The sequence below is a fragment of the Levilactobacillus fujinensis genome (assembly GCF_003946335.1).
Taxonomy (GTDB): Bacteria; Bacillota; Bacilli; order Lactobacillales; family Lactobacillaceae; genus Levilactobacillus; species Levilactobacillus fujinensis.
Genome location: NZ_RHNX01000065.1, coordinates 1 through 5,480, shown reverse-complemented (window position 1 = coordinate 5,480; position 5,480 = coordinate 1). Strand labels below are relative to the sequence as shown.

The following is a 5,480-nucleotide window of genomic DNA, read 5'->3' as shown; positions in this document are numbered from 1 at the left end:
TCATACAAAAAGAGCCCTAATCACCAAGTGATTAGAACTCCAATATTTTGTTCACCAACAACAGTTGACGAAGAACCAAAAAAACGGCTTCCATTAAGTATTCAAGATAGATCCTTTACTTGAATCTCTTAATAGAGGCCGTTTTTATTTTACAAAATTACGTATTAAACATACTTGCCACAAAAAAACTAAATGGAAAATTATTTAGTCTGGAGTACAAATTGGAAATGTGTTCAGCTATGTGATTATTGTTGGCGGCTTTGCCACTTACAATAAGGCTGATCTTGGAGATCCATCGCGTTCCAATACATTTCTAATTCTTGCGGAAGACGAGAATTTAAGCACATTCACATTTTAACCAAATTTGAGTAAGAACCCCAAAAGTGAGTTATTGGATTCTTTTATTCGTATCTCGTTTTACTTTTTATGTTTTTTGTAATACCAAACACCTAACCCTGCAACCACTATAATTGCAGCAATTATTTCAATGATAGCCATATTGGATTTAGTATGACTGTTCTTAACTGGCGTCTTCTTATTGATTTCACGACTTTGCTTGTCAGTAACCGTAAATTTCCGTTGAAGCTTCCAAATATTTTGCCCATTGTTAGCCTTAACATCCAAATACATCATATAAGTACCTGACTTTAATCTCTTATCCTTGTTAGCACCGATAACTGTATTAACATTAATAGGATAAGTAAAGTAACTGTTTGGGGCAATTGACATATTTGATTTCTCTGATTGTAAAATAACATTCTTACTATCATTTTCTGAAGTTATCTTTGCTTTGATATCAACTTTTTCTTCCAATCTTGGCACATCATTATCTAATAGTGCATTGACTGAAATTTGTCCATTTTGAGTATCTTCATATGCTTTGATCAGTTTTAAATTTGGCTCAACTGTGTCAGTATTTTGTCTCAATTGTAGGCCTAGAACATAATTATACTTATTTTTTAACGTTACACCCTTAGCATTACTCTTGCTAACTTGATTATCTTGTTCGATAAAGATACCACCTAACAATACGCCATCAAAATTTCCTTTCGGAGCATTAATGTTCACAACTACTTCTGTAGAAGATTTTGCATCAACAGTAACACTCTTAGGATATGTAACTAATTTTTCAATATCATATTTCAAAGATGAATCAGCTTTAACATTATGTTCGTTATAGACTATTACCCCATTGGTATCAGTCGATGCCCGGTTCACCATTACAGTATAAGTATGCGTTTTAGTATCGTTATTATTAATCTTAAATTTAGCTTGCAACTTCTCATTTGGCGTCACTTTCAAATCAAAATAACCGACTTTTTTATCGATCTGATTATTTGAAAGTTCTGGCACAATATTATAAGTCACTGCTGGTTGAGCTTCTGAGGTGGCGGCCGAAACATCTTGGGTTCCTAAACAACCAAAAGTTATAACACTAATTAAAAACAACATGAAAATCCAAATACGCTTCTTCAAAATATCATCTCCCGAAGAAAAAAGAGAGCATGCAACAATTAAGTTACAAGCCCTAAATTTTTATATTTAAGCAGGTGCATTACCTAACGTCCATGTTAAGGTTGAACTGTAGGTTCCGCCAATATTACCAGCTGGAACCTTAAGTGAGGCATCAGTAGAACCATATGTTCCAGTATAGGCACCTACACCCTCACCAGCTGCAGCACTAACAACAGTTACTGGTGAACTTGATAGTGAAAGCTTTGCGGCAAGTGCTGGAGGTGTTGATACATTATCAGCATCATCTGCTTTAATAGGATCTGTTTCTTTATTATCTAATAATAGGTTTGTATTCTTTAAGGCTGCGCCGCCTGTTGCCGTGAATGGTGATGCTGCAACAGTTACAGTGTATCCAGTACCAGTACCAGCATCAGCGATATCCAAGCTTCCTGATGTGGAAGTTGACGTATATGAAATATCGTTTGCTGAAGCTGCTACTGTACCAAATTGAAAACTAGGGGCCGAACTTAAAGTGATCTTTCCAGGCGTAATATCGGCCGTGGCTGTGCTGCTTGTGCTTGGAACTGGTGATGCAGGTGTTGTTGCTGCTTGAGCGACTGTACCTAACGAACCAATTCCTAAAACAGCTGCCCCTACTAACATGCTATTTCTTACGAGTTTTTTCATAATATTTCCCTCCTCATAAACGACTGTTGGTCGCTATGAAATAGAGTCCTAATGTGATGGATCAATCGGACTCTGCTTGATTGGAGAAATACCCATCACATAGATATCTCTTTCAATCTCTGCGTAAATTATATATCTTTTTGGATAAATAAACAAGATATTTTACGCTCTCAAAAGATTTGTTAAAGTTCCGTTATTACTACTTTTTTGTGATAGTTTTGATAAAAATGCTTATAATTGAAATTTAGTTTTCAAAAATATGTATTTAAGGAAGAATTTATAAATTATTGCAATATTTTTAATTCTTGAATTTACACTTTAAGTGCAACACTAATTAAATAAAGAATGGCCCATGGCCAAATTTCTGTAAAATGATGTTTGCGAAAACAATCATGAAAGGAATTTAGCCATGGATCACTACAAGCATATTACCATAGATGAACGGGAAACTATCTTTTTAATGAGGAATCATGGAAACTCACTTCGTGAGATTGCCAGCCATATCAAGAAAAGTTACTCAACCATTTCTCGAGAATTAAGCCGTAATTCTACTGGTAAATCCTATTCACCTTCGAAGGCTCAGGAGAAGTACAAACAGCGCAAAGGCAACTGTGGCAGAGTCTCTCTTTTGAGTAATCCTCAGGTGTTTGAAGTGGTGAGAGAACACTTCTGCGAAGACCTTTGGTCTCCGGAGGAAATATCGAATCGCTTGGCAGTCGAAAAGTATCCGGTGCAGATCAGTACCACGACTATTTACCGTGGGATTTTCAATGGCTTATTTGATAATTTGTTTAAATCTGGCAGCTCTAGTGCCGTGCGCCATCTAAGGCATCACGGCAAGTCTCGCCACAATAAAGCTTATCAGGAAAAACGAGGCAAGATTCCAATCCCCAACAAAATTCATGATCGTCCGCGAGAAGCTGACAACCGTGTAGAAATTGGTCACTGGGAAGGTGATACCGTGTTAGGCAAAAGCGGAAAGGCTTGTGTCGTTACATTGGTTGATCGAAAATCTCGTTACCTGCTTATTGGTAAAGCTGCTAAAAGAACTTCAGAAGCAGTCACGGATACTTTGAGCGACTTAATGAAGCTATGGCCTGGTAGATCGTTAACGATTACCCCGGATAGGGGGTAAAGAGTTTGCCAAAGTTCAATGTTTAACTGATAAGTTTGGTACGCCCTTCTACTTTCCCGATCCTCACTCTCCTTGGCAACGAGGAACTAACGAAAATACTAACGGCTTGCTTCGCGAATATTTGTCAAAAGGAACTGACCTTGATTCAATTACTGACCGCCGGATACAAGCATATGCAGAACAAATGAATAATCGTCCCCGTAAATGTCTCGGATGGAAAACGCCTTATGAAATATTCTTTAATGTAGTGTTGCACTTAATTTGACAATTCAAGTTCAATTAATAATGAAAGTAGATGATGAATTATTAACCATATTTCAAAATTATTTGCCTGGGTATTATTAGGAATTTCAGCCTTATCAATTTGTTTTTTATGTTTTAGCCCAACCTTACCTATTAAATTGCCATCGTCAAATCAAGCTATTAGCTTTATGATGATTGGTAAGGCACCAGTTGCTTACATTCCCTTTCAAGAATTAGATCAATTAGGATTCTGGCTAAACATCATTATGACTTGTCCCTTAGGAATATTTACCTATATTTTATTCTCTCCCAAATTCAAAATTTCTCATGTGATTACAACTGGAATCCTTATTGGATTCACTATCGAATTTATTCAATTTATAACAGACAATTTGGCAATAACACATCGTTGGGTAGATATAAATGACGTGCTTGCTAATACTTTAGGATTTGTAGTTGGTTATTATCTATCAAAGTTAATTGATAAATAACCCGTAGGTAAATTTATTTGGGTCTAGAATTTTTGGTGTTGGAAAGTATTTCCATTCCAAAAGTGCTAGGCCCTAATTTAAAAAGCCATTGATAATGGATCAAAAACGGCCACTAGGGTATACCCTAGTGGCCTTTTTTATTTCTGCACTATACTAGGATTTACTAATGTTCATTAGAACTGTCCAAAAGGAGACTTGGAAATGTCTAAAATCGGTTACGCTCGCGTGAGTTCCAAGGAGCAACACTTAGATCGACAGTTAGCGGCTTTAAAGGGCGTTGATAAATTATTTACGGATAAATTAAGTGGGGCTAACACCAAGCGACCAGAACTGCAAAAAATGCTGGCCTATATTCGTGAGGGTGATATTGTAATGGTCACTGAATTAGATCGCTTAGGCAGAAACAACCATGATTTGACTAAGATCATGAACTCCATTCAAAATAAAGGTACCACCCTAGATGTGTTGAATTTGCCGTCCATGACGGGAATTGCTGATCCTAACTTACGTCAACTCATGACTAACCTCATCATTGAACTGTATAAGTATCAGGCTGAAAGCGAACGTAAGCGGATCATCGAACGTCAGCAACAAGGGATTATCTTAGCCAAACAGCAAGGCAAATATCATGGCCGCAAACCTCAATATGCACAAGATGATCCCCGCTTGCAACATGCTTTTAAGCTTTATCGAGCTGGCATGAGTGACATTGATGTGTCCCGAAATACAGGTATTAAACGGACGACCTTTATTCGATACCGTGTGAAATACGGTATTAAAAGAAAATAGGGCCCCCTTTTGGTTAGCACATGTTAACTGAAAGGGTCCCCATTTTCTTTACTTAATAAGTCTAATTAAATTAGTAAGTTTACTCAGGCCTTTTCTGGGTGTAAATAGTTAATTGAGATTCCAGCAATGACAATGATGGCTACTACGAACAAAGCCAAATACCAAGTTACTTGAATCCCGGGGGAAGATTAGGCGCAGTTAAATTAATCAAAGTTGATCCTATAGCCGTACCATTTGCAATTGCAATATTTTGAATCATTCGTTGTAGTGAACCGATTGTAGATTGAAGTCAATATTTGAGACAGCTTTTAAGAGACATTCAGAACCGCGTTTACCTTCCACAGCTCAAATAAATCATTAATCGCGATTAATAACTTATTTGAACCCTGGAAAGCATTAAATCAGGCGGCCATTTGGCTCGTAAGTGTTGCAATTTCAACTTGTAAGGGGGTCTGGTAGCCCAGTGAACTATGAATTCTCTTCCTATTGTAGAAAGCATGCACATATTCAAAAAGGACGGCAGCGGCAGTTTCATAATCTTCAAAGACCGGCACTGGATAAACACATTCCTTTTTGAGGGAAGCGTGAAAGGATTCCATTGGCGCATTATCATACGGACAACCCTTACGGCTGTATGAGTGGCGGATATGTAGTTCAGTTAAACGTTGATTGTAATCATC

5 protein-coding genes and 1 pseudogene are annotated in these 5,480 nt (G+C 37.3%); 3 read left to right on the top strand and 3 right to left on the bottom strand.

Going from position 1 to position 5,480, the window contains the following annotated elements; translation table 11 throughout:
• Positions 1-417: 417 nt before the first annotated feature.
• Positions 418-1,476, bottom strand: a complete 1,059-nt coding sequence (locus tag EKM89_RS13405) for a DUF916 and DUF3324 domain-containing protein (protein ID WP_125689284.1) — start codon at positions 1,474-1,476, stop codon at positions 418-420.
• A 66-nt stretch (positions 1,477-1,542) separates the two neighbouring features.
• Positions 1,543-2,142, bottom strand: coding sequence for a WxL domain-containing protein (locus EKM89_RS13400; RefSeq protein ID WP_125689282.1), 600 nt, complete (start codon positions 2,140-2,142; stop codon positions 1,543-1,545).
• Positions 2,143-2,551: 409 nt separating this feature from the next.
• Between EKM89_RS13400 and EKM89_RS13395 the strand changes: the two are divergent.
• The 3 genes and pseudogenes from EKM89_RS13395 (at position 2,552) to EKM89_RS13380 (ending at position 4,800) form a co-directional block, all read left to right on the top strand.
• Positions 2,552-3,542: pseudogene (locus EKM89_RS13395) on the top strand (IS30 family transposase).
• Between the two features lie 37 nt (positions 3,543-3,579).
• A complete protein-coding gene (locus EKM89_RS13390; RefSeq protein WP_082820848.1) occupies positions 3,580-4,011 on the top strand; it encodes a VanZ family protein in 432 nt (143 codons plus the stop codon).
• A gap of 201 nt (positions 4,012-4,212) precedes the next feature.
• Positions 4,213-4,800 carry a recombinase family protein gene (locus EKM89_RS13380; RefSeq protein WP_125689280.1) on the top strand — a complete coding sequence of 196 codons (588 nt, stop codon included), beginning with the start codon at positions 4,213-4,215 and terminating at the stop codon, positions 4,798-4,800.
• Between the two features lie 401 nt (positions 4,801-5,201).
• Here EKM89_RS13380 and EKM89_RS13375 read toward each other — a convergent pair.
• Positions 5,202-5,480 (bottom strand): integrase core domain-containing protein (locus EKM89_RS13375; RefSeq protein WP_080596139.1); only part of this gene is annotated, 279 nt, incomplete at its 5' end.